This window comes from Litorimonas sp., assembly GCA_029936425.1.
GTDB lineage: Bacteria > Pseudomonadota > Alphaproteobacteria > Caulobacterales > Maricaulaceae > Litorimonas.
The window spans coordinates 165,672-189,540 of record JAPYSU010000001.1 but is presented as its reverse complement, the minus strand read 5'-3'; the positions used below and the strand labels follow the sequence as shown (position 1 = coordinate 189,540).

General features: G+C 45.7%; 21 protein-coding genes. 8 read left to right on the top strand and 13 right to left on the bottom strand.

Annotation, left to right across the window (positions count from 1 at the left end):
- The first annotated feature begins 13 nt into the window (after positions 1 to 13).
- The 4 genes from efp to rpmE all read left to right on the top strand — a co-directional run bounded on the left by efp (position 14) and on the right by rpmE (position 2,575).
- On the top strand, positions 14 to 577 hold the full coding sequence (efp, locus tag ACN0IC_RS00980; protein WP_416876877.1) for an elongation factor P: 564 nt from the start codon (positions 14 to 16) through the stop codon (positions 575 to 577).
- Between the two features lie 2 nt (positions 578 to 579).
- Positions 580 to 1,398 carry an inositol monophosphatase family protein gene (locus tag ACN0IC_RS00975; protein ID WP_416876876.1) on the top strand — a complete coding sequence of 273 codons (819 nt, stop codon included), beginning with the start codon at positions 580 to 582 and terminating at the stop codon, positions 1,396 to 1,398.
- Positions 1,399 to 1,409: 11 nt separating this feature from the next.
- On the top strand, positions 1,410 to 2,261 hold the full coding sequence (gene kdsA / locus ACN0IC_RS00970; protein WP_416876875.1) for a 3-deoxy-8-phosphooctulonate synthase: 852 nt from the start codon (positions 1,410 to 1,412) through the stop codon (positions 2,259 to 2,261).
- Between the two features lie 92 nt (positions 2,262 to 2,353).
- Positions 2,354 to 2,575 carry a 50S ribosomal protein L31 gene (gene rpmE, locus ACN0IC_RS00965; protein WP_416876874.1) on the top strand — a complete coding sequence of 74 codons (222 nt, stop codon included), beginning with the start codon at positions 2,354 to 2,356 and terminating at the stop codon, positions 2,573 to 2,575.
- Between the two features lie 70 nt (positions 2,576 to 2,645).
- Here the strand turns inward: rpmE and ACN0IC_RS00960 are convergent, their stop codons facing one another.
- Positions 2,646 to 3,128 (bottom strand): DUF1465 family protein, encoded by a 483-nt coding sequence (locus ACN0IC_RS00960; RefSeq protein ID WP_416877060.1) that lies wholly within the window; start codon positions 3,126 to 3,128, stop codon positions 2,646 to 2,648.
- A gap of 196 nt (positions 3,129 to 3,324) precedes the next feature.
- On the bottom strand, positions 3,325 to 3,516 hold the full coding sequence (locus tag ACN0IC_RS00955) for a DUF1192 domain-containing protein (protein ID WP_416876873.1): 192 nt from the start codon (positions 3,514 to 3,516) through the stop codon (positions 3,325 to 3,327).
- Between the two features lie 146 nt (positions 3,517 to 3,662).
- Here ACN0IC_RS00955 and ACN0IC_RS00950 point away from each other — a divergent pair, with 146 nt between their 5' ends.
- Entirely contained in the window at positions 3,663 to 4,322 is a 660-nt protein-coding gene (locus ACN0IC_RS00950; protein ID WP_416876872.1) for a DUF1013 domain-containing protein, read from the top strand.
- Positions 4,323 to 4,353: 31 nt separating this feature from the next.
- On the opposite strand, the gene ACN0IC_RS00945 is transcribed toward ACN0IC_RS00950, so the two are convergent.
- A complete protein-coding gene (locus tag ACN0IC_RS00945) occupies positions 4,354 to 5,490 on the bottom strand; it encodes a mannose-1-phosphate guanylyltransferase (protein ID WP_416876871.1) in 1,137 nt (378 codons plus the stop codon).
- A gap of 71 nt (positions 5,491 to 5,561) precedes the next feature.
- Here ACN0IC_RS00945 and gmd point away from each other — a divergent pair, with 71 nt between their 5' ends.
- Positions 5,562 to 6,629, top strand: a complete 1,068-nt coding sequence (gene gmd / locus ACN0IC_RS00940; RefSeq protein ID WP_416876870.1) for a GDP-mannose 4,6-dehydratase — start codon at positions 5,562 to 5,564, stop codon at positions 6,627 to 6,629.
- The gene (gene fcl / locus ACN0IC_RS00935; RefSeq protein ID WP_416876869.1) at positions 6,622 to 7,587 is read left to right on the top strand and encodes a GDP-L-fucose synthase; all 966 of its coding nucleotides are present in this window, start codon (positions 6,622 to 6,624) and stop codon (positions 7,585 to 7,587) included. Before gmd ends, fcl begins: the two co-directional genes overlap by 8 nt.
- Before the next feature lie 54 nt (positions 7,588 to 7,641).
- On the opposite strand, the gene ACN0IC_RS00930 is transcribed toward fcl, so the two are convergent.
- The 3 genes from ACN0IC_RS00930 to ACN0IC_RS00920 form a co-directional block, all read right to left on the bottom strand.
- Complete coding sequence (locus ACN0IC_RS00930) at positions 7,642 to 8,886, bottom strand: ABC transporter ATP-binding protein (RefSeq protein WP_416876868.1); 1,245 nt, start codon at positions 8,884 to 8,886, stop codon at positions 7,642 to 7,644.
- Entirely contained in the window at positions 8,886 to 9,740 is an 855-nt protein-coding gene (locus tag ACN0IC_RS00925; RefSeq protein WP_416876867.1) for an ABC transporter permease, read from the bottom strand. Before ACN0IC_RS00925 ends, ACN0IC_RS00930 begins: the two co-directional genes overlap by 1 nt.
- A gap of 178 nt (positions 9,741 to 9,918) precedes the next feature.
- The gene (locus ACN0IC_RS00920; RefSeq protein WP_416876866.1) at positions 9,919 to 10,641 is read right to left on the bottom strand and encodes a methyltransferase domain-containing protein; all 723 of its coding nucleotides are present in this window, start codon (positions 10,639 to 10,641) and stop codon (positions 9,919 to 9,921) included.
- Positions 10,642 to 11,025: 384 nt separating this feature from the next.
- Here ACN0IC_RS00920 and ACN0IC_RS00915 point away from each other — a divergent pair, with 384 nt between their 5' ends.
- Positions 11,026 to 17,595, top strand: coding sequence for an FkbM family methyltransferase (locus tag ACN0IC_RS00915; RefSeq protein ID WP_416876865.1), 6,570 nt, complete (start codon positions 11,026 to 11,028; stop codon positions 17,593 to 17,595).
- Between the two features lie 4 nt (positions 17,596 to 17,599).
- Here ACN0IC_RS00915 and ACN0IC_RS00910 read toward each other — a convergent pair whose 3' ends face one another.
- The 7 genes from ACN0IC_RS00910 to ACN0IC_RS00880 form a co-directional block, all read right to left on the bottom strand.
- Entirely contained in the window at positions 17,600 to 18,493 is an 894-nt protein-coding gene (locus ACN0IC_RS00910; protein ID WP_416876864.1) for an SMP-30/gluconolactonase/LRE family protein, read from the bottom strand.
- A 3-nt stretch (positions 18,494 to 18,496) separates the two neighbouring features.
- Positions 18,497 to 19,243 carry an SDR family NAD(P)-dependent oxidoreductase gene (locus tag ACN0IC_RS00905; RefSeq protein ID WP_416876863.1) on the bottom strand — a complete coding sequence of 249 codons (747 nt, stop codon included), beginning with the start codon at positions 19,241 to 19,243 and terminating at the stop codon, positions 18,497 to 18,499.
- Positions 19,243 to 20,175 (bottom strand): phosphoglycerate dehydrogenase, encoded by a 933-nt coding sequence (locus ACN0IC_RS00900; RefSeq protein WP_416876862.1) that lies wholly within the window; start codon positions 20,173 to 20,175, stop codon positions 19,243 to 19,245. Before ACN0IC_RS00900 ends, ACN0IC_RS00905 begins: the two co-directional genes overlap by 1 nt.
- Positions 20,176 to 20,190: 15 nt before the next feature.
- Complete coding sequence (locus tag ACN0IC_RS00895; protein ID WP_416876861.1) at positions 20,191 to 20,898, bottom strand: acylneuraminate cytidylyltransferase family protein; 708 nt, start codon at positions 20,896 to 20,898, stop codon at positions 20,191 to 20,193.
- A 51-nt stretch (positions 20,899 to 20,949) separates the two neighbouring features.
- On the bottom strand, positions 20,950 to 21,912 hold the full coding sequence (locus tag ACN0IC_RS00890) for a glycosyltransferase (protein ID WP_416876860.1): 963 nt from the start codon (positions 21,910 to 21,912) through the stop codon (positions 20,950 to 20,952).
- A 178-nt stretch (positions 21,913 to 22,090) separates the two neighbouring features.
- Complete coding sequence (locus ACN0IC_RS00885; protein WP_416876859.1) at positions 22,091 to 23,152, bottom strand: glycosyltransferase; 1,062 nt, start codon at positions 23,150 to 23,152, stop codon at positions 22,091 to 22,093.
- A gap of 179 nt (positions 23,153 to 23,331) precedes the next feature.
- The gene (locus tag ACN0IC_RS00880; RefSeq protein ID WP_416876858.1) at positions 23,332 to 23,604 is read right to left on the bottom strand and encodes a DUF1153 domain-containing protein; all 273 of its coding nucleotides are present in this window, start codon (positions 23,602 to 23,604) and stop codon (positions 23,332 to 23,334) included.
- Positions 23,605 to 23,869 lie beyond the last annotated feature (265 nt).

Below are 23,869 nucleotides of genomic sequence, written 5' to 3'. Positions count from 1 at the left end.
GAAAGAGTACCTCATGAAAATGAACGGGAATGAAATCCGTCAGGGTAATATCATCAAACATCAGGACTCTCTGTGGATTGCCGTTAAATGCAATGCCGTTAAGCCTGGAAAAGGCGGCGCCTTTAATCAGGTCGAGTTGAAAAACATCCTGGACGGCCGAAAACTGAATGAACGTTTCCGCGCGGCCGAAACCGTCGAGAAAGTTCGCCTTGATCAAAAACCACACACTTATCTTTTCGCTGAAGACGATATGCTCGTTTTCATGAATTCCGAAAATTATGAGCAAATCCGCCTGCAATCTGAATTTGTTGGCGATTCTGCGGCCTATCTCACTGACAGTATGGAAGTTGAAGTCGAATTTTACGAAGACCGACCCATTAATATCGCCCTGCCCGCTCAAGTCGTGCTGGAAGTGGCCGAGACTGAACCTGTCGTCAAGGGCCAGACAGCCGCAAATTCGTTTAAGCCGGCTATTCTCTCCAATGGTGTCCGGACAGCGGTTCCGCCTTTCGTCGGAGAAGGCGAACGTTTGATCATTAACACCGAAGACGGATCTTACGTCAAACGGGCAGATTAGGCATGGCCAATCTTTCTGCCATAATGACCGTCATGCAAACGGCGGCGCGTAAAGCGTCGCGCGGTTTGATCCGCGATTTCAACGAAGTCGAACATTTGCAGGTCGCCCGAAAAGGCCCAGCGGATTTTGTCTCTCGCGCTGATAAAAAAGCCGAAGAGGTTATTGTCGAAAACCTGCAAAGGGATCGTCCGGGCTATGGCTTTTTGCTTGAAGAAGGCGGCGAGATTGTCGGGTCTGACAAGACGCACCGATTTATTGTTGATCCGCTAGACGGCACAACGAATTATCTCCACGGCATTCCCCACTTCGCCATTTCTATTGCGCTCGAGCGCGAAATTGACGGCGAACCCCGCGAAATCGTCGCCGGACTGATTTACAACCCCATCACAGACGAAATGTTCTTTGCTGAAAAAGGCAAAGGGGCCTTCATCAATGACGGCACGCGCGGCGGGGCTGATCGCCGTCTGCGCCCATCCCAACGTGACATTTTTCAAGATTCGCTTTTTTCCACGGGCATCCCGTTTTTGGGCCGCCCCGGTCACGCCAAATTCCTGAAAGAACTCCACCAGGTCATGGGCCACAGCGCCGGAGTCAGGCGTTTGGGGTCTGCCGCACTTGATCTCGCTTGGACAGCCGCAGGCCGATATGACGGTTTCTGGGAACGCGGCCTCGCCCCTTGGGATATTGCCGCAGGCGTTCTCATCGCCCGGGAAGCCGGATGCCAGGTCGAAAGCCTCTCAGGCGGAAATGTGGTTGAGACGGGCAATATTATCTGCACTAACGCCGCCTTGATGGCGCCGTTAAAAGAGCGTGTCGGCTAAAAGCTCACCTTATGTCAAAAGTCTCCCTCAAATCCTCGGACTGGTCTATTGGCTCCGGACTCCCCCTCGCCGTGATAGCCGGATGCAATGTATTGGAGAGTTTGGAAGAGTCGTTGACGATCGGGCGTGAATTGAAATCTGTTTGCGCCGATTTGGGCCTGCCTTATGTGTTCAAGGCGAGCTTTGACAAAGCAAACCGCTCTTCCATCACGTCTTTTCGCGGACCGGGTCTTGAAAAAGGTCTGGAAATGCTTGCGGCGATTAAAGCCGAGTTGAACGTGCCGATCTGTACCGATGTCCACGAGGTCGATCAAGCCCTTCCCGTGGCCTCCGTCGCCGACATCATTCAGGTGCCGGCTTTTCTCTGTCGCCAGACAGATCTGGTGACCGCGATGGCAGACGCCGCGAAGGAAACAGGCAGTGTCCTCCACGTCAAAAAAGCGCAATTTCTTGCTCCGTGGGACAGCAAAAATATAATCTCGAAAATCCGCGAAACATATGACGCAGATGCCATCATCATGTGTGAGCGGGGGGTCAGTTTTGGATATAACAATCTGATCGTCGATCCCTTGGCTATTCCGGAAATGCAAAAGCTCGGCGTGCCGGTGACGATAGATGCCACCCATGCGGTGCAGCTGCCCGGAGCCGATCCCAGAACGGGCGGCGCCTCTACGGGCGGACGACGTGAAGGCGTGGCCATTGTCGCAAAATCAGCCGTCGCGGCGGGGGCAGATGGGGTATTCCTTGAATTTCATACAGATCCGGATGCGGCGCTTTGCGACGCCCCGAGTTGTTTACCTGTTTCAGCGGCCAGTCCCCTTTTGACCCAATTGAAGGCACTACGTAATATCGTGAACGGCTAACTTGACCCAAGCCCGCCCCTCGACTATATCGCGCCCTTCGAGCGGGGGACCCAATAAAGCAAACCCGTGACCAGAGGCTAAGGAGCCAGACAATGAAAAAAAATACTCATCCCGATTATCACATGATTACCGTCAAAATGGTTGACGGCTCAACTTACGAAACACGCTCTACCTGGGGCAAAGAAGGCGACGTTCTCGCGCTGGATATCGATTCTAAAACTCATCCTGCCTGGACAGGCGGAGATGCGAAGTTAATGGACCGCGGCGGACGCGTTTCCCGCTTCAAGGACAAATTTGCCGGATTTGGCGTTTAAATTTAACGCCTCATACGCAATTGAAAAAGGCTCCCTCAGGGGAGCCTTTTTTGTTTCAGCGGCAAGACTGTTAGGCTTGGCCAAAGGCCGCTTCCAAGCGGTTAATCTGATCGGCGACCGTGTTGCCCTGCTGCGCCGCTATCGTGCCGTATAGCGAACGATCCAGCCGGGTAATCCGCTCATAAAGCGCTTCTGACCGGGCCAATAGATCGAGCAGTCGTGATGGCAAAGCATAGGCTGTCTTGGCAAGTTCGGAGAAACTAAGCTCTTCATCAGATTTCGTTTCCGGCACAAGACGGTATTTTTCGGCCCGCGCCTCATTTAGCTCCATTTCCTTCTCGTTCAGAGCGCGCTGAACCAAAAGCCAACTCGCCACCTGCATGAGCCTGGTCGTCAGACGCATGGACTGACTTGCATAGGTCAGCGCGTCGTCGCGCTTTAGCTTTTTAGATTCGTAGCGTCCCGGCCCGTCCAGATAGGCAGCGGTTTCTTCGACCATATCCATGCCTTCGCGAAAGGTTTTGGCGAAAAGCTCGGAACGGGTAAATTCCATCAGACGCGCTTCGGCCTGAGGCGTCAACGTGTCCAGCCCAACCGTCTGGCGGGTCGGTGTTTTCGATATGTCTTGGGGCTGTCCGGCGGTCATAGAATCTCTTTTTCAGCACAAGGTGTAAGCTTTGCGAATAAGTTTGCAAGCCCCACGCCAAAGACACCTGCCCGTATGAAAAAAAGTAATAAAGCTGTCATGTTCAGCTTTTTGTTCCGAACAGGCTATCCGCCGCGTTGCGGTCGCTTTTCTTTTTCTCCAATTCTTTTTCCGTGCGGGTTATCTCACCTCTCAACGCCTCAATTCTGTCTTCGAGTTCGTGGACAGATAGTCCGTAAAGTTCATCGCCCAGGCTCACTGTCCCGATTTGGCGCAAAGTCTCATTTTCATCCATGGCAGTCCCACCTTCCCTATTAGCTTGCATTTTAACCGTAATAGCCTATGTAAAGGGGTGTTCGAAAGCGGGAAACGACCAAAATCGAACAAAATGACCCCGCCGAGCGGGGTTTTTTAATGGCTGTTTTTTAGACGAGGCTCGTTATGACACAGATTTTAATGCCCAAAGCCACGGCCGTCTGGCTCATCGACAATACAGGACTGACCTTCAAGCAGATTAGTGAGTTTTGTAAACTTCACATTCTGGAAGTCGAAGGCATTGCTGACGGAGATGTCGCCACTGGCATTCGCGGCGCAGACCCTATTGCCAATGGTCAGGTCAGCCGAGAGGAAATCGAAAAAGCCGAAAGAGATTCCGATTACGGAATGAAGCCGAACAAATTCGATTCAGACGAGTTACAGCCGACGAAAAAGAAAAAGGGACCGCGTTACACACCCTTATCCCGTCGTCAGGATCGTCCGGATGCAATTGCCTGGCTCGTCCGTTACCATCCTGAAGTGACCGACGCGCAAATTTCCAAACTGATCGGCACAACCAAGCCGACCATTAAATCCATTCGCGATCGCACTCACTGGAAAATTAACACGATCAACCCGACCGATCCGGTTTCCCTGGGACTTTGCAGCCAGATAGATTTGGACTCGATCGTGAAAAAAGCCGCCGAGAAGAAGGCGAAAGAAGACGCGGCGAATGCGGAAGAAGGCGGCGAAACGCTGACCCCCGTCGAACCCGCCCCTCTGCCGAGCGAAAAGCCAAAGGTCGAGCATACGCTTGAGAGTCTCTTCAAGCCATCAGAAAGCTAGTTTCAGCGCTAAAGATTTTGAAAAGCCCGGCTTAGTCCGGGTGTTTTTTATGAAATTCGGCGATGTCTTTGACCTTCTGAGAGTCGTCTAAATTGAGGACAAGGACGCGGCCTCCTTCCACAATAACGCCGACATTCTCTAACCCGACAATATTGACCTGAGGACCGTCAGACATGACGAGACAGTCTTTTGCGTCTAAAAGTTGGGTTTTTTCGGGATGACAAGAAACTTCAAGCTTTTGGCGGACATCAAATAATGAGCGGTAGCTTCCTAAATCGCTCCAACCGATATTACACGGAACGACTGCGGCCTTATCCGTGCGCTCCATGACCGCATAGTCGATGGAATTGGACGGAGCGTGCTCAAAAGCCTCTTCATCAAGTGCAATCAAATTTCCAGCCCTAACCGCCTTGTTATAGGCCTCTTGCACGGCTTCGAGTATTTTAGGTTCAAAACGCGCTACTTCCTGAAGGAACTTCCCTGCTGAGAAGAGGAAAATCCCGGAGTTCCAGTCAAACTCGCCGCTATCGCAATACTCCCTAGCCGTTTTTTCATCTGGCTTTTCCTTGAAATCCTCAACTTTAAAAACGCCTTCGGAAATGCTTTCTGAGCGTTTTATGTAGCCATATCCTGTCTCCGGGCTCTCGGGATAAATGCCGAAAGTGACGATATAACCGTTGCGGGCCGCCTCGCTCGCTTTCTCGACAGCTTTATGAAACGCTCCCGGAAATGTAATCACGTGATCGGCAGGCGCCAAAAGCAGAAGGTCATCATCCGGGCTCTTTTCTTTGACATACAGGGCGGCGGCAACCGCTGCGGCGGCCGTGTTCCTTCTGCACGGCTCCCCAATAATCATATAGTTTTCTGCGGACATTTGTTGCCGGATAAGGTCGGCTTGGGACGTGCCGGCCAGCAAAACCGTTATAGGCTCAAATAAGTCGGTTTTCAGCCGGTCTATAGTCTCTTCCAGCATTGTTTGCGGACCGATAAGCGGAAGAAACTGCTTCGGTCTCTCTTCATTAGAGAGTGGCCAGAGACGGCTGCCGGCGCCGCCTGACATAATTACTGGAGTGATCGCCATAAAAATAAATCCGATTGCGCCCAATATTTGATCTCTTCCTGCATAGTAACGGCAAGCCTGACTCGCAAGGCAAAAGGAGTCTTGCATTCAATGCCCCCCCATATTAGAGGCCTGAGACATTGGGGATAGGCGCAAACAAGATTTAAAAAGTTATAAAAATGACAAAAACAGCCCTGATTTCTGGTGTCACAGGACAAGACGGTGCCTATCTGGCCGAGCTTTTATTGAATAAAGGCTATATTGTTCACGGCATTAAAAGACGTTCCTCTTCGTTCAACACCGCCCGAATCGACCACCTTTATGTTGATCCTCACGACCCCGATGCCCGTTTCTTTTTGCATTATGGAGACCTGACGGACTCGACAAATATTATTCGTATCGTTCAGGAAACCAAACCGGACGAGATCTATAACCTGGGCGCTCAGTCTCATGTTCAGGTTAGCTTCGAAACGCCTGAATATACGGCCAATTCTGACGCTGTCGGTGTCCTGCGTTTTCTGGAAGCGATACGAATTTTGGGCATGGAACAATCGACGCGCTTTTATCAGGCCTCGACCTCCGAGCTTTACGGAAAAGTCGTTGAGACCCCTCAATCTGAAACGACGCCGTTTTACCCCCGCAGTCCCTATGCCGCGGCGAAACTCTATGCCTACTGGATTACGGTCAATTACCGGGAAGCTTACGGCATACACGCCTCTAACGGCATTTTGTTTAACCATGAAAGCCCGCTGCGCGGTGAAACCTTTGTCACACGCAAAATCACGCGAGCCGTCGCCGCCATTCATCACAAGCTGCAGGATGTGATCTATCTCGGAAACCTTGATGCCAAGCGGGACTGGGGTCATGCGCGGGATTATGTCGAAGGCATGTGGCGTATTTTACAACAGGACAAGGCGGATGATTACGTCTTAGGCACAGGCGAGACACATTCCGTAAGAGAATTCGTCGAACTCGCCTTTGCCCACATAAATGTAAAAATCGTCTGGGAGGGTGAAGGCATTCACGAGGTGGGCAAAAATGCAGAAACCGGAGATATCCTCGTCCGTATCGACGCCCGTTATTTCCGCCCAACCGAAGTGGACTTACTTCTCTCTGACCCGTCAAAAGCAAAAGAGAAGCTTGGCTGGTCTCATACTATTGAGTTTAAAGAACTTGTCACCGATATGGTTGAAAGTGATTTGAAAGTCATCGAAGCTGAAGAGAATCGGTATCAGCGACATGATTAATTCCCTACCTTATTCGCTATCCGGTAAACGGGTATGGGTTTGCGGACATAATGGAATGGTCGGTTCGGCCATTGTGCGGCGCCTTCAAAATGAAGAGAATGTAGACATTCTGACAACAGAGAGGACTGAAGTCGATTTAGTCGATCAAGCTTCCGTTCAAACATGGGTGTCCCAAAATAAACCAGACGCCATTTTCCTTGCCGCCGCAAAAGTCGGTGGCATTCATGCCAATAATAGATTCCCAGCGGATTTCATTTATCTCAATACAATGATAGCGGCGAATGTAATTCAGGTTGCTTATGAAAACGCGGTTGAAAAACTTCTCTTCCTTGGCTCTTCCTGTATTTATCCTAAAATGGCGACTCAGCCCATTAAGGAAAACTCGCTATTAACGGGCCCTCTGGAGCCGACAAATCAATGGTATGCCATCGCTAAAATTTCCGGGATTATGACGGCGCAGGCCTATCGCGCTCAATATGGTTGCGACTTTATCTCTGCCATGCCGACAAATCTGTACGGCCCGAATGATAATTTTCACATGGAAAATTCCCACGTCATTCCGGCGATAATTCAAAAGGTCCATAACGCAAAAATAAATAATGAACCGACAATAGAAATCTGGGGCACCGGCAAAATCTATCGCGAGTTTATGCACGCCGATGACTGCGCAGACGGTCTGGTGTTTCTGATGAAACACTATTCACAAGATGAACACATCAATGTCGGCGCCGGTGACGACGTGTCTATTTTGGAATTAACAGAAACTATTATGAAGGTAGTGGGCTATGAAGGCGAGATTATCCACGATCTCACCAAACCCGATGGCCCGCCAAAGAAGATGATGGATAACTCAAAACTGTCCAATATGGGCTGGAGCCCTCAATACCGCTTGGAAGAAGGCCTACGTCATGCTTATCAGTGGTTTTTAGAAAATGTTGAAGATTTGAGGAAATCTTGAATTTGCTCATGCCCTCTGTCTACAGATTCAATTTTGCTGCAAGCAGTAGTAACCTTACAGGCGTTCAACAGACTTCCAGGAATGAGGAATGGTCACGACCCCCCAAACACGATCTCTGACAGGCAAGACGGTCAGTGTCGGATTTTCCCCGCGATATAGAAACTCAGGTCCGTCCGAAACAGCAAAATTAGATACATACTCTCCTGGATTAAAGGGTAAGTTAGGTACCTCCAAAATAAATTCGGTTTTTACCCCCGCTTGAATATCAAATTTCTTTTTTTCAAATTCCGTTGAAAATCCTGTCACATATTTACCATCATCCTGCCAAACCGGCACCCCTAACACCAGGTTCCGAGGTGCGTAATTCAAAGTGATTTCTGTTTTGAAATAAAGCATTTCTCCGCTTTTGATTTGATCGATCTCATTTCCTTTCTCGTCACACCAATAATGGCGGACATGTTCAAGGGATTCATTATTGCGGAATTGTGGTTTGAGAATTGTCTGAATGCGCTTTTCATATGTGTTGGCTTCAGGCGACTCCAATTCTTGATATTGCTCAATGGCTTCCTCAGGGTCCCCTAAATAAACCATTTCTCCTTGATGTAAGACCATTGCTTTAGTGCAGAAAAGCTTAATGTTTGCCATGGAGTGGGACACTAAGACGAAAGCTACCCGTTCGCGAATATCCCTAATACGTTGAAGGCATTTCTGCTTAAATCGAAAATCTCCAACAGATAGAATTTCATCAATGAACAGCAAATCAGGTTCGGACACCATCATGATTGAAAAAGCTAGCCTCATTCGCATACCCGAGCTGTAAGTTGCGAAAGGGGCGTCAATAGCCTCCCCGAGTTCTGAAAAGTCAATTACGTCTTGTATCGTGGCCTCTATTTCCTCTGTGCTGCGACCCAGTGCAGTTCCCCGTAGCGTAATATTCCGGCGTCCACTTGCATTTGCACTAAAACCAGCTGTGAGGTCTATCATGGCAGCCGTTTGGCCTTGGATTCGCGCTTCGCCAGCGTCCGGTAAAATTTGGCCAGATAAAATACGAAGTAGAGTGGACTTACCTGCGCCGTTCAGCCCAATTACCCCTATAGCCTCTCCCCGCTTCAAGCTGAAGTTAATGTCTCTCAGGCTCCAAAATTCTCCTGGCTTTAATTGGCTGGGAATTTTGGGCGGGCGTTTGATCAAAGTACGAAAAATAGCCCCTGACATTCTTTGACGGCTAGACCCTTGATTGCGTGAATAGAGCTTTGAAAGCTTTTCTACTTCTAAAATTGTATCATGGGATTTCATCATCAGGTCAGCCCTCTGATCCGATATTCCATGACATAAAAGAGGCGTGCTCCGACCACAAAAATAATGACTCCAATACCCGACCAAACGGCCAAGGGAATGTAATTATCGAGTTGGCCGGTAAAAACGATTTCGCGGCTGGCGTTTACGAAGACGGCGAACGGGTTAAACCGGGCATTGATCAAGGCGATCCCGGATTCTCCCATAGGAAAAATGACGCCCGAGACGAAAAGGCCGTAAGTCAGCAATATAGTTGTGACACGCGAAATATCTTTATAAACCACATTCAGAACGCTTAAAATTAAACCAGCCCCAAAAAATAATAGAAACGCAGGAAGAAAAATTAAAAATAATAATGGAGAAGTAAGAGTCGGCCAGCTCTGCGTCCAGATCACAATGGCGATAACAAGGCAAAGCCTAATTATCGTTTCAAAAATAAGTGTTGCAAAAGCGGAAACTATTGACGCTGACAGGGGCAAGGCTGTTTTCATGGCTTCATCACTACGCGACGAAACGGTGTTGATAGGCAATTGTACAAAGCCAACAAATATGAACCAGATAGTCACGCCGAACGTCAAAAAGGTTGCGCCGGAGACGCCATCAAATGTCGGAAAAACCCGGATTTTAGTCAAAAACAGATAAACGGTAATCGGAACAAGCGGTAAAATAAAATTCCACAGAACTCCCATAGCGGTCCCATGATATGAATTCCGAAAATTTTGACGATAAACTGTCCAGATTTGCTCACTATTCTCTTTAATCTCATTCACGAGACGACCGATAGCGGTTAACGCCGAGTCACTTACCCGCTGTTTTGGAGAGATAATACTGAAAGACTGGGAAGTTTGTTTTCTCATGAGCCTATTAGGTTTCCTAAGCAAGATCACATCGTGTCCTCAAAACACAAAATGTATTTATCTTAAGGCTTTCTTAAATTTACTGGAAAAAGCGATGTTCATTAACTCCCTACAATATCGTCACGCGCTAGCAACACTTAACATACAATTTTATTGAGATATGACCTTACTTCGATATCTATTTTAGATATTGCATTTCACTTGGCTTTCTACCGGCCCATAATAAAGTAACAGATTGCGCGTTGTCTCTTAAGTCAGCTAATTTAGGAGCGACTTTGTTCCATTGAGTCATTATATTATCAGGATTAGATATATATTGCGGCTTAAATTCTAAATCTTCTTTATTATTAATTTCAATCTTTCCCAGTGGTTCAAAAAGCCCACTCTTAAAAGCCTCCTGATAGGCTTGAATTTTGGTATGTCCAACATGTGTGTAATGCACACCATTAAATTTATAATCCGGTTGGGTAAGATAAAGATCAACAGCATGAAACATTTGCCCTCCAGGCTTGAGAATACGTGCGCAATCCTCAATGAAGCCGCTCAAAGCATTAGTTGGAACGTGCTCTACAACTGACACTGAAAAAAGGATATCAAAAAAAGAGTCTCTAATTTGACCCTTAGAATCACCGACCCAGCACTGAATGTTATTTACATCTTTGAAAGTAAGCTCGTTATCAGGCCCCCCGTCTGCCCCTTGAAATTTTTCTATATTGTATACTTTATTTAATTTCGCCAGTGCAGGGAGAATTCGAGTGTCGCCGCCGCCAACCTCACCTATCAACATCCCTTTGCAATCCTTAATAATATTCATTATTATTGCATCCTGAACAGATTTCAGGTGCCAAGGAAAAACTCCTTTCCTTAAATTTTTTTCTGCGCCATTATTAACAGCATCCATATACATTTTTTTCGTGACAAATTTTAGCATGTGTTCGATTCTGGCTTAAATGGAAACTATGGTATTCAGAGTGAACTAATCGATATTATCACAAATTCGATATCTAATTCCACACCCTGAAGCAAGTTAGTAAATACTCGGCACCTATAATTTGGACGAATATACTTTACAACTTAAACCACTCGGTCTGTCAATATCAGCAGAGGCATTTACATAGACATGCGTCGCTGTCTTTCTTCAATCGACTGGCCTATCGAAAAAACTACCCAAAATGTATGATATTCAGTTCAATTTCCAAGAGTTTTCATTCAGAATCTGAATTAACATCTTTTCACAGTTAACTGCCGTGCTAGACACACTCTGACTGAAGAGAGGGAATAAGCGATGTCTGAAAAAACCGCTAAGGAATTGGGTGTCAGCGAACTCGAGGCCTTATATGAAGAGGCTCTCAATAAACTCCCCTCCAAGGCTCCGATATTCCTGCCGACAGAGCGGATGCCGCTGGAAAAGCGGCTTGAAGGCGTTAAACGTGTAGATCATATTTATAAAAACACTCTGGACTCTGTCTACCGCCCAAAACTCAAGGAATTGCGAAAGAAACATAAAGGATCGAAACGGTGTTTTATTATAGGTAACGGGCCCAGCCTAAACGATACAAACCTAGAGCTATTAAAAGACGAGGTCACTTTTGCGGTCAACGGGTTTTTCCTAAAATCGGATGAGCTTAGCTGGACGCCAACCTATTATGTTGTTGAAGATCATCTGGTGGCAGAAGACAGATTGGAGGCAATCAAGAAGTTCAAGGGTCCAACTAAATTGTTCCCGGTCTATTTAGGATATTGCTTCGAAGAAGCAGATGATACTATTTTCTACAATCATCGGCCACGTGTCAGCTATCCTGACGGTTTTGATTTTTCAACAGACGCGGCCAAGATTACCTATACAGGCTGCACTGTGACATTCTCCTGCATGCAATTGGCGCACTATATGGGGTTTGAAGAAATTTATCTCATTGGCGTCGATGCAAGCTACGAAATCCCCGATGACGTTGACGACTCTGACGAATACAATGTCGGAGTTTTAGATATGAAATCAGATGACCCCAACCACTTTCATCCTGACTATTTCGGTAAAGGGTTTAGGTGGCATGACCCTCAAGTTCATAAAATGATTGAAGCCTATAAAGAAGCGCGGAAAATCACTGATCTCTCAGGTCGGCGCATTTACAACGCGACGGTTGGAGGAAAGCTAGAAGTTTTTGATAGAGTTTCATTTGACAGTCTTTTTACAGAACCCACACCATCGACCCCATTTCAGCAAAATTCTGCTTCCTACCCAAATCAATATCCGCGCGTGTTAATTTTCGATATCACCTTACTTGGAAATGGTACGGCCACCGGAGAAGTAAAGAAAAATTTATTCCAGGATTGGCCCAAAGAGCGGATCGGACAATTTTTCTCTACAGGGCGAGAAAAAATCGGCTGGAGTAGTAATGGTGAAAAAATATTAGATAAGCTGTCCCAAGAGAAGGCAGTTGATATTGCTGAAAGCTTCAAAGCTGACGTTATCCTCTACCGCCCAGTCGCAGATAATCTTGAGCTTCATAAAGCCGCAATGAGAACGATAAAACAGTTAAGGCTTCCTTTCGTTACATGGTATATGGATGACTGGCCAGAAAGATACAAACGAGAGAATCCTGAACGCTTCAATCTTTTCGACGACGATCTCCACTATTTAATAAATCACTCCGTACGCGCTCTTGTAATCGGTGACATGATGCAGGACGCATATGAGAAACGATACGGACGAAAGTTCATACCTTTGGCTAATGGTGTACACGAAACTGATTGGCCGGAACCCGAAATTGAAGAGATTACGGGGCGTCCCTTCAAAGTCAGATATGCAGGGTCATTAGCTGAAAACATGACACTGGATAGCTTACTAAGAGTCGCCGAGGCGATTGAAAAACTTTCTAATGAATATGAAGTGATATTTGAAATAAAAACCATGCAACTATGGTATGATCTGACAAAATCAAAATTTAAAAAGTTTAAAAAGACGACTTTTCTGGTTCAAAACTTAACTGATGAAGAATATAAAACCTGGATCAGAGAAGCCGATACGCTCGTTATAGCATATAATTTTGATTCAAAATCTAAGATTTATACTCAATATTCCGTGGCTAACAAAATGCCCGAATGCTTAGCTTCAGGTGTTCCAATTTTAGCACATGGACCTAAAGATGTCGCTACATTGGACTTATTGGAAAGATACGGATGTGCGCAATTCGCACATGTGCCGCAAGCGAGTAAGGTCGCTGAAGAAATTGAAAAATTAATAAGTTCGCCGACCCTGAGAAAACGACTTAGTCAAAAAGGTCGCAGGGTGGCTTTTGATAATCATAACCTCGTTGATCTGAAAGCTGAGTTAAAAGACATCTTAGGTGAGAGTTGCATGCCACACACTTCAAACCGGCCAATAAATTTACTCCCCGCCATAATCCTCGGAAATGGCCCCTCTTTAAAGGGATTTGATTTTTCTAATTTTGAAGGCAAAGCGGTTTTTGGGATGAATGCAGCCTATAGATACTGGGATAAGATTAATTGGTACCCTGATTATTACTCATGTCTCGATCTAGTCCTAGGACTTAGCCATAAAGAGGAAATCAAACGCCTCATTGAAAACTCTCATGAATACGGAATTAAAAAATTTCTACTCCGCGACAACTTAATTCAGCAGATGGGCCCTATTAAGAACGGAGACCGGGTCGTAAACTTTGATATCATTCAGCCACACTCCCATTTGCTCTCTGCCCCGACAATTTCAACAGGATCGCACACGGCAGGTTGGGCGGCGATGCTCGGATATAAACATATTTACCTTATGGGAATTGATTGCAATTACGTTGAGATCGTTGACGGTGCGGTCAAAGGCAAAAACGGCACAGAACTTATAATTCAAGAAGAAAAGAGCAATCCTAATTATTTCTTTGATGGGTATCAGAAAAAAGGGGATTTATATAATGTCCCAAATCCTGGAAAAGATGTTCACTTACAAAGTTGGCAAGAAATTTCAGAAGCGATTGCGTTTACACCATCAACCATTGTCAATGCGAATCTGAAATCCAAAGTCGATATATTCGATTTTTGTAAATTTGAAGACATCCGGTCAGACGGCTCAACCCAGCTTATTCCAAAGGAAAAGGCCTTGAAAACAACTGAACACAAAGTCGAATTTCCAAACAAAATTTCAGATCTGCGCTATCCTCGCGAAGCGAAAGCAGGATTTGACGAAACTTATCTAATTTTTAAAATTGTTGAGGAGAACGACCCTGGAATTATGGTGGATGTGGGAGCGCATTATGGGGGAAGTGCTCGTCCTTTTGCAAAAAATGGATGGTCTGTTTTTTGCCAGGAGCCTGATCCCAAAAACCGGGCTCATTTGGTAAGGAGTTTGGGAAAGAACAAGCTTGTCAAGATAGACCCGCGTGCGGTCGGAGAAATTCCGGAGACAGGACGCGTCTTCTACTCCTCAGACGAGAGCACAGGAATTAGTGGAATGCTGGCATTCCGCGAGACCCATGAACAATCTGCAACCGTCGATGTCACGACCGTAGCCGAAATAATTAAAGAACAAGATATCTCTCACATTGATTTTCTAAAAATCGATGTAGAAGGCTATGACTTTGGAGTTCTTAAAGGCGTGCCTTGGGATGACATGAAACCAGACATCATTGAATGTGAATTCGAAGATGCAAAAACAAAACATTTGGGTCACAGCTGGACCGATATATGCGATTACCTCGTGAACCGTGGGTACACAGTTTATCTTAGTGAATGGCACCCCATTATACGTTATGGCATACCTCATGACTGGGCGGCACTGAAACGTTACCCATGCGAACTGGAGGATATAAATGCATGGGGTAATTTGCTCGCTTTCAAAAATGATCCCGGCGAAAAAATATTATGTGAAAATTTGGAAAAAGTCTTGTCACTTAGAAACAAAGAATTCACTGGGAAAGCCCCTCCTGTCACAATAGAGACTCAGACAGAAAATGACGTTGTATCTAATTCTGCTGCTCAGGCCCCAAACTCAACACAAAAAACCCAAGTTAAAAAGCCTGTTGTGTCTCAACCCGCAAAGTTAGCGCCCTCCGACTTGGCTGCTTTACCAAAAGATCGCTTTGCTGACCGACTACGTCGGAGAAGTCCCGCTCTGTTTCGTATTGCACAAGCCTGCAAATGGGGTTTGATTTTTCTAAAGCGGCATTTGGTCTCTGCCATATTTGGGCTTTTTCTACTGACAGCCCTAATTGCGGCTCCGTTTTTCTTTTCCGTGCTCACTCCTTTTGCTTGGGTTTTCTGGGCTGCGGCAGCCATTATAATTCTTGCTATGACCGCCGTTCTAGGCGCTTCATTCGCTAATATGATGGCCAACAGGATCGCCGATAGAGAACGTTTAGAACGAAGGAATTTGAGGGCTGAAGTCCTTAGAACTGTTGATAGCGTTCAAAACAGTCAAAATCAGAGAAATACGGCTTTATTGAATCGCCTTTCCGACGAAATATCTGACAGAAAACGCTTTGAAAATGATATGAAATCCTCTTCATTAGCACAGCAAAAACAAGTCGAAAATAAAATTGAAACCACACGACGAAATACTTTAAAAGAACTGAATTCCTCTTTGAATGTTAGTTTAAAAGAACTGGAAAAAACCAACTCCGAGGCCCAAGATGCAGCAATCGGAGAACTACGAAATCATATTCAATCTCTAGAAAGCGCCTTACGAAAAAAGCTTTCTCAGACTGAGAATGTGATCGCCTCATCACAAGCTGACTCCGAAAAACGTCTAGATAGGATGGCACAGGAGTTCAAAAAACGTCTTCAAGAAGGTCTCGAGAATTTACAGAAGGATATAACGGATGATCATAGAGCTGCATCCGAAAAACGTCTGGAGGAAGTGACGCAGGAATTCAAAAAACGTCTTCAAGAGGGTCTAGAGAATTTACAGAAAGATATTACAGACAATCAAGAAGCTGCATCCGAGAAACGTCTGGATGAAGTGACGCAGGAATTCAAAAAACGTCTTCAAGAAGGTCTGGTGAGTTTACAGAAAAATATTACAGACAATCAAGAAGCTGCATCCGAGAAACGTCTGGGCGAAATCACACAAGAATTCAAAGGACGCCTTCAAGAAGGTCTGGAGAGTTTGCAGAAGGATATTACGGACGATCAAAAGGAATCTATCGGAGAGCTTGAGAACCGTTTTGGAATTCTGGAAGAAACTCTCAAAAATCAATTGGAAGACCGAGATAAAAAGATCGAAGAGCTGTGGAATACTCTAAAGGAAGAAATCAAAGCTGCTAGTTCAAAAGATGTAGAAACGAAGCTGGAATCTTTAGCCTCCTCAATGAATAAGGAGATCGCCTCTATCAAAGAAAAAAGTACAGCGGCAAACAAAGAAACTGCCGGTTCTCTGGAGAAAGTCTCTCTTCGTTTGAAGTCTCTGGATAGCAAAATTGATGATGAAGCCAATAAGGATATCACAAAAACCATAAAATCCGTCGTCTCAAAAGAGATAGAGCAAGAATCCAAGCGTAACAGCACTACCTTTATGATGGCACAAGAACAGCTTGAGGAAAGGCTGGAGAAACGTTTTTCTGAAACACAGAGCCTCATAGAAAAAGCTCAAGCAGAGCTTGCTCAGAATGAAACCAAACTCCAAAAGCTAGATAATCAAAATGATGAAGCTCGGCAAAATCTTGAAAACGAAATTAGTCAATCCAAAGAGCAAATAGATAATCTGCAAACAATGTTATCTACCGCAACAGAAACTATCCGTTCTATGGAAGGGCAGAACGAAACTCTGCAAAGTGAGCTAAAAGGTCAATTTGTCGAAGCTCTAGCTAGAATAGATAAAGCTAATAAATCAAGCCAGAACGCCCATTCACAAATTACTGATTTAGAGAAGAAGTTGCAGGAGACCCAGCAACAAGTAATGACTGAAACAAGCGCCCTGCAAATGCTGGAAGGACAAAGCAAAAAATTAAAAGAGGATATGAACACTCAGTTAGATGACGCATTATCTAAACTGAATGCGACCGATGAATCTGCTAAAACTGCTCATTCTCAAATTACAAGCCTTGAGGAAAAGCTTCAGGAAACCCGTCGTCAAATCCGAGCTGAACAAGAAAAACAAAACGAAAATACACCTGTCAAATTCCAACATTTCAACCGGATATTATCAAAAAACCACATTCAGGTTTTAGAAGAAAAGTGGTTGAAACCATTGAATTTGACGGAGTCAGAAAAATCAATTGCCTATTCTGCTAACCGCATCGTTTCACTTGAAGATCGTATGAAGGGTCGTCTCGCAACATCTCTTGAAAATGCAGTATTACGGACACTAGTTGCAAAATCTGTCAATGGGAAGAGTTTGAAAGTCCTCGAGATTGGTGTTTTATTTGGGGTCGGCCTCGCAATGATTTATGACCGAACTGTCGACACTTTTGATAACGTTCATCTCACAGCAATTGATCCGTTTGAAGGGTATTACGGGGGTAACGCACTCGATATAATTACGAACGAACGAATTACGGAGAATGTGTTTCTAGATAATATGGCGGCTGCACGTATTCCCCGCGACAACCTGACACTGCACAAAGGCTTTAGTACTGATGATGATATCATCAAGGCGGCGTCTAAAGATCAATATGACATACTTATTATTGATGGTGATCATAGTTATGCCGGCGTTAAGGCCGATTTTGTAAATTATGCGCCGTTTGTAAAACGTGGTGGCTACATACTGATTGATGATGACAGTGCCCCGGAATGGCCTGAAATTACAGAATATGTAGACGAAGAACTATTACCGCGCCAAGACATTACGCTTGTCGGGCGTAGCTGGCGAACAGCGGTGTTTCGCGTCGTCAAAAAAATAAAAGAGTAAGGTTTTAGCAGGCCTGGCTAAAATAGACGGGCCTGCAATCTTTTTCATCATTTAGCGTAAGTTTAAAAAGACTCCCGGCTAGGGCGTTTTGTTTCTTTTCCACCTCTAATCCGATGGAGGCCGAGGTCACGTAGATTTTGTTTCCTACAATCACTGGGCAGGTCGGGCGTTGAGTTGGCATCTCTACGGTTTCCACAACCTCGCCCTCTGGCGAAATTCGTCTGAGGCAGGCCCCGTCCCAAAAGGCGACCCAGAGACACCCTTCTCTGTCTAATGCCATACCATCCGGATAGCCTTCGCCCTTTCCGAATTTCTTGAACGGTTTCAGGGCTCCGAACGTGTCTAAACTTTTGTAGGAGGCGCGGTAAATTATCTGGCGGGCTGAGTCTGTTAAATAGGCTAGCTGACGATCGGCATCAAAAGCCGGGCCGTTCGTCACGTGAAAACCAGACGCCATTTGTCTGACCTCACCGGCTGATGTATATCGCCACCAATTTCCGGCGAAGGCGTCTTTCTCTGCATCATCCATTGTCCCGGCCCAAAAACAGCCGAATGGGTCAATAGCGCCGTCATTAAAACGTGTTGTTTCAATATGACTTTCCGGATTGTTGAGATATTTAACGGCAGGCATATTTTGTTCATCAAAGGTAATATGGCAAAATCCCTTACGCCCCGCGGCAATCAGGCCGCCTGCCTCATGAAGCCCCAAGGCGCTTATATTTCCCGAAATTGGCCAAATCTGTTGATCACCGCTTGGAAGTGACAAGGCAAACTGCCTTTCCCCTTTAATATCCAGCCAGTACAAAGTTTCGTTTCTCGGATCGTAGAGGGGGCTCTCTCCAAGAGTAGCGCGGATTTCCCAGACACATTTGATTGACTTTACGACTCCCCCAGTCATCGCTCAAACCGGGTCGTGCAGGCGGGAGAGTATGCCCCCATCAATATGAAAGGTTCCGCCTGTAATAAACCCGGCTTTTTCGGAGCATAAAAATTGGGCGAAATCCGCAACTTCTTTCGGCTCTCCAATTCTTTGAGCCGGGTGAAATGATTCCAGCTCCTCGAATTTTTCTGACTCGCCAGCGAATCCTTCTTCTAACATAGGCGTTTTAATCGCCGCGGGTGCCAATGTATTGACCCTGACTTTTCCGCCGAGATCAATGGCGAGTGCGCGGGTAAGCCCATGCATTGCCGTTTTAGACGTCGCATAAGCTACAAAGTTCGGCTTAGTGGCCTGTGCATGGACCGTGCCTATATTGAGGATACTGCCCTGACTACCTGTCAATTCACTTAGAAACGCCTGTGAGAGACGGAAGGGCGCGAGAACATTTACGGCGAAACTAGATTGCATGTCCTGCGCCGTTATATCTGCTGTTGGTTTCACGATTTGCAAAGCTGCATTGTTTATAAGGGCTTTTATTGGCGCACCGTCACATGCTTTGGTCACTTGCTTATAGAAGTCCGAAAGAGCTTTGTCGTCCTCGGATAAAACTTTCAAGTCTGCCGGCACAAAGAAGGCGTCATCTGGGAAATCGTCCCCTTTCGTTCGGGACGTTCCGACAACCCGCCAGCCCTCTTCAACAAACCCTTGAACGAGGGCCGTCCCTATTCCCCCTGACGCACCGGTAATGATAACGACTTTATCTGCCATTACTTATCTTTGAGGAATCCAGCTATCCGGTCAATGGCCATATGACTGACGACGCGAACGGCGTCCACGGTATTTGACCCATTGTGAGAGCCGAATATGCAACGATCAAACTGACGTAGCTCAGACGTCTCCTGCAATGGCTCAATCTCAAAAACGTCAAGGGCAGCAGAATGAACTATTCCGTCTTTCAGACCTTTTAATAAAGCGCCTTCTTCGATGACGGGCCCACGGGAGACATTCACGATACGCACGCCAGGCTTCAACTTCGGCAGAATGTCTTCGTCAAACATATGTTGAGTCTGCGGAGTCAACGGACAGGTAAAAATAATACAATCCATATCCCCGATCCTGTCAGGCCAGACGTGGTTATCAATATTCAGTCCCTCGACAGGCTTAAAATAGGGATCATAGGTAATAACCTCTAAGTCACAAGCGAGTAGACGTTTCACGGTGGACTGGCCTATATCGCCAAAGCCAACAACGGCGGCTTTTTTATTCCATAGGGAAATACCGGACGGCTTCGGCCAAGCTTTATTTTCACGTATCTCGCGATCAATCCGGTAAGTCTGACGTGCCAAACCCAAAACATAAGCCATCGCCACGTCAGCGACTTCGCGACCAAAAACACCCGGCGTATTGATGATGGGAATGTCAAGATCCTTGCAGGCATCAAAATCGACATTGTCGGTTCCAACCCCCCATTTTACCGCCGCTTTCAATTTGCCTTTTACGCCAGCCTCAAAGACGCGCCGCGTGGCTGGGTCGTCGCCGATAATCCAGCCATCGTAATCTGGCAGAGTTTCAATCAATTCTTCTTCCGACATGACCTGAGTGACGTTAGCCGGCACGCCAGTCAAACCGACAGACTCAAATTTCTCAATAAACTCATCGTAAAGCCCTAACATTGGAGGGCATGTAACAAGAATTTTCACTTCAAGACTCCGATATTAATCTTCGCTAGGCAGGCTTTCGCCCGCTGCCACACGCATGAGCAAGGATTCGGCCATAAACCAATCAGCCTTCTCGTCAATGTCTACGGACTCGAGTCGAGGCGTAGCGAACATGGCTGGTTTTTTTCCAATTCGGGCCTGAGTCGATTTAAAACTCTCCCGACTGAAAATATATCCCACCGAATTTTCTTCAAGATAAGGGTCTAAATCCTGCGTCCGTATTAAATTTTCCGGATCGTGATTAATCGGCTTTGCCTCATTTGTGTAAAACCTTGTCTGATGAGCATTTACGGTGAAGAGAGAGTCTACATCTTCTGACGAATAATGATCTAGCATTTCTCGGATGGTTTGGGGCGTCAGGAGTGGATTGGTCGTGTGCGTCATAAAATAGAGATCAGACTCATGATTATCTATGTCGTCCTCCAGCACCAAATTCATAGAAACAAAATCACCACAAATTTCGGGTTTGCGATCTCGGATGATAATCCGGCCATTGGCGTCGCCATCCGATAGTCCATTTTCTTCCAGAATGGCACGAGCATCAGTGTTTATTACAATATTGTCGACTTCTTCCACCGCCAGCAACGTATCAAGAATCCATCGAAAAAGGGGCTTTCCGGCAATGTTTCGAAAATTCTTTGATTTGACCCTGACACTATTCGCCTTCATCGGCAAAAGAGCAGTGAGGGATTGGGATTTGTACATTGAGTTACGATACCTTTGTCTGACTGGACGAATTATTCGGGAGAGAACGCATTAGCGCGTGGCTTCTGTGTCGCTCATGTCTAACTCCTCGACTTTGAGATCACTCTTGCGTTGAGGCGCTTGAACCTTCGGATAATAATAGGATTCTTTCTGCTCCCGGGATAATTTTCTATTTTCATTCTGCCCCTTATAGGACCCCCAAAACTGTAGCACTCGAAAACTTACAATTTCCGGAAGCACCTTACCTAATATCTTCTGGCGTCTAGCTGCTCCGATATCGTTTGAAATTCCGGCTATCGTATACCGAATAAAATCCCAAAAGCTCATGTGAACTTCTGGCATGACCTCGCGCAATGTCAAAGCTTCGCGGTAATAGCGCCGCCTGACCTGGGACAATGTCTCTTCATGAATATGTGTTACGGGAGCGTCAGCGACATAAGCGATCTTGGCTCCGTCATTCACCACCTGTTTTCCTAAAACCATATCTTCGAGACCGGTTACGTCCTCGTCAAATCGATATTTTTTCCATATCTGTGTTTTGATCGCAGAATTTGCATTATTGATAAAAAACCCTTCTTGGGGTACGGCGCTTTCCTTTGGAAAGTATTTGGCGAAGAGCTGCTTTTCCGAGAATTTGTTGTAATGATTGCCGATTTGGCGGCCGTAACTGTAGACAGCTTTATCTTGCACAAGCGGATCGACTAAGTTTTGAAGCCAACGGTCGTGGGTTGGTATGCAATGGGCGGATATAAAAACCAGATAATCCCCTGTTGAAGCTTCACATCCCCAATTCAAGGAACGACCAAAGCTGAATTTCGATTTGGGAATATGGACAACACGCAAATTATGTTTTTGGGCAATTTCAAGTGTTCTATCCGTAGATCCTGAATCCACTAGAACCATCTCCATGGTCAGCTCATCCAATTTCTGACTTTTGCAAGCCAGAATCGCCTGTTCGAAGAACTTTTCTTCGTTCAGGGCGCGGAAAACAATGGATATATCTGCTTTTCTCATTTGTTTCACTTGTCTGAGGGCTCAAAGCTGACACTTCAACCCCTAGAAATTTTTGTCCTCAGCATCAATAGGTTTCTGGCTTGAAGCAGAGTAGTTTTAACTTTGTGACCAAGTCTTAACCCGTCGTTTAATTCTGAGTTTGCTCATATTTAGCTTATTCCCTTTTAGACATCGAAAGTTATGTCAACTCTATTTGCTGGGCAATTTTTGTATCAACATTTCTATACTCTATCTGCAGCTTTACTATTTCTTCTGGAGCTAAATTTATTTTCCCTTCAAAACGGCTAGTCTCGCCCTGAAAAGCAACTTTTTGGTCGAGGTAAATACCGCAATTTACAGCGCGTTCGAAATCAATAACAAGTTTTTTGGCTATATCCTTCTGGTAATGAAAGAGGCTGAAGTCCCTTGTGAAATTTCGATGTAAAGTCCTGGGTTCACATAATTTACGTTTCACCCCACTGAAAAAACCTCGGAATGGACCATATTCAGCTAAGTGAAATACACAGAAGTTAAATCCTGTGTGAAGGGCATTTTTTAAACCTGAATGTCTTAGAACCAGTTTGTAAATTTCATTTAACCGCTCAATATTTAAAGACCCGGTTTTGGTATCGGCATGGTGACGCACGAGCGAAAGTACATCCGGAAGATAATAAAAGTTTTTTCCAGCCTCATAGAGCCGAACCCATAAGTCCCAGTCCATTGTATAATGTCGATTAATATCTAACAGGCCGACCTCAAAAAGTGCGGATTTCCGAACAAAACAAGATGGCTGCGAAATTAGATTGTCTCTGTAGAGTGTGTCATCAATATCGCTGGGACCAGGGTGGAGGCGGCTATAAGCCTCGTTTTCGATCAAAATCGTATCGCCAAAGACAACATCTACTTCGGGGTGATCAGAAAATATTTTGGCGACTTTTGTCAAAGCGTCGGGCGCCAGGCAATCATCATCATTTAGCCAACCGTAAATATCTCCGCATAGAGCCTGCCAACCCTCATTAATCGCATCGCTTTGTCCTTTATCCGGCCCAAATCGCTCATAGCAAATCTGGCTGGAAAATGGTTTGAGTTGCTCTTGCAAGGTTTCGGAGCTCGCCACACTGCAGACTGCTATGCGAGGTTTTACCTCTTGCGCCTTTAATGAACGCAGCGTCCAACTCAACCAACCGGAAGGACTCGGCCCAATAGGGATTGTTATCGCAAACGTAAGTGATGTCACATCAGAATAAGCCCCGGTTTTCATTAGAGTTCCCCTTTATAGACCTCTAAAGCTTGAAAATAGACCTAAGCCCATTTTTCTTTTCCAAGTGACAAGTTCGAGCCGTATTCCGAATGTAGAAGAACAGTATTTGTACGTACGTAAAAACCGCCCCGACAGGGCGGTTTTTAAAATATCAAAAAGTTTCTATTCTGCTGATAAAATTATCTATATTGTTGGACGCGCGTGGTTCGAAGTCCCGCTATGCCGTAACTCTCTATCGAGCGTTGCCATGCCATGAATTCTTCGTTTGAAAGGCCGTAACGTTCACATGCTCCATCCAGCGTCAGCAATCCACCGCGCACTGCCGCCACAACTTCGGCTTTGCGCCGTATAACCCAGCGCACCGTATCCGGCTTGGGTAAATCTGCCATCGTTAACGGCGTGCCTTCCGGTCCGATAACAACATTCTCTCTTTTCATTCTACGGTCAGTCATGAGCTGCTCTTATGTTTTTCTGTATAAATATTAGTAGAAAATGGAGGTTAAAAAGAGTTTAAATAAACCACAAAAAAGTGAACAATATCAGATGTTTACGAAGGTTAACGGAATCAGAGTTACGGTTAAGAAAAGTTTACCAAATCACCAACATGTTGATTCATAAAGGAGATTCACGTGCCCCCTTCTGTGACTCTGTATCGACTTGGAACGATTCCGCGCCTATAGGGGCGTCGAAAAATTTATGAATTAACTCAAACTTTTT